At 49.4% G+C, this 1,426-nt stretch carries 1 protein-coding gene; it reads right to left on the bottom strand.

Annotated elements, in window-relative coordinates; translation table 11 throughout:
* Window positions 1-1,426, bottom strand: a 1,426-nt coding sequence (locus EJP87_RS16360) for an ATP-binding protein (RefSeq protein WP_130472912.1), incomplete at both ends; no start/stop codon positions are given.

The following is a 1,426-nucleotide window of genomic DNA, read 5'->3' as shown; positions in this document are numbered from 1 at the left end:
ATCTGGAAAGCGATCTCTTTCCAATAAAGTCAGCCAGATGGCACTTCTTACCATTTCATTATTAAAATAGATTTCCCGCTCATCGTTGATTGCGTTACTACCCAGCAGACCGATTTTGACAAGATATTCTACAGCCGCATTGATTGTTGGAGCAGGATGCAGATCCAAGAGATGCAGGTGTGACAAGCGGATTTGACCATAAGCGGCAATGGCACGGACTACGCGCCAGTGGACGGAGACGGTATCTAAACGATCCAGGATTAATCCCAACAAGGTATGCGGAAAAAGATCGGTCAAGTTTTTTTGTTCTGGCATGGCATAGCGGGTAGCTTGCTGCAATAATTCCATTGCGAACAGAGGAACTCCACTTGACCATTGACTCATTTGGCGACGTAAGGGATCTCCACCAGTGAATATGGGTTGCAATGATTTCAGCAATTGATGGGTTGTGCGCAGAGGCAAGCGGCTGAGGGATAAGGTAGACAAAATATTACTGCCAGGGAACATGCGTAACCAGGAGCGCCGGGTGGCACCGATCAGCCAGAGATGACTGCCATTACAGGCTTCAGAAAGCTGCGTAAATAACTGCAACGTGTTGGCATCTGCCCATTGTAAATTGTCCAGGAAGAGGATGGTGGGTTGAGCAGTTGCGTGCAAGAGTGTTGCATAAAAGCGGACCATTGCTGTTATTTGTACCGGAGATGGTGCTTGATTGGCTGACTCTGGATGATGGCAGTCGCTGTTGAGCATCTGTTCAAAGAGCAGTTCTCCTTGCCCGGCCAAGGCAGGGTGGTGATTTTTTAACCAGGTCACGATATGAGAGTGTATTGTTGTTTTGTCCCACTCGGGTTGACAGTGGCTTAACTGTGCCAGGGGTGCAACCAAGGGATACCAAGCAAGAGAACTGGCCAAGCTGCGACAATTTCCCTCCAGCCATAGCCATGTGTTTTGTTGACACAGATGGTTGCGCAATGTTTGTACCAGCTTGGTTTTGCCAAATCCCGCTTCGCCAACAACGACCAAACTGCGACTATGACCGGCACGCGCTTGTTCTGCTGCTTCCAGCAAAGTTTTCCATTCACTCTCCCGGCCAAACAGCGACACCGTTGGCAGAAGATCAGGTTGCTGGAGAAAGGATTGATTCTGTATTCCTATCGTATTACGGATAGCATCCCCTTCTGGAAAAAAGGGGGTAGGCAGTCCATAGCGGAGAGCGTGGTAATGGATTATCTCTCTGGTTTCTGGAGAGATATGTGGTTGCTGGACACCCGCACAGGCAACAGGAGTCACCAGGCAGGGATGAGACAGGAGCGTACCATGCAGAGTGGTCTTACCCGCATCGGTTGAGACAACCGCTTCGCCACTCAAAACACAAATCCGCAGTGGAATTGGTTCATTCAGTTGCGTAAAGGCGGGATGGAGTAGT

The sequence above is a fragment of the Candidatus Magnetaquicoccus inordinatus genome (genome assembly GCF_004217665.1).
Taxonomy (GTDB): domain Bacteria; phylum Pseudomonadota; class Magnetococcia; order Magnetococcales; family Magnetaquicoccaceae; genus Magnetaquicoccus; species Magnetaquicoccus inordinatus.
Note: the sequence above shows the minus strand (reverse complement) of the source record. Positions and strands in the feature narration are given on the sequence as shown.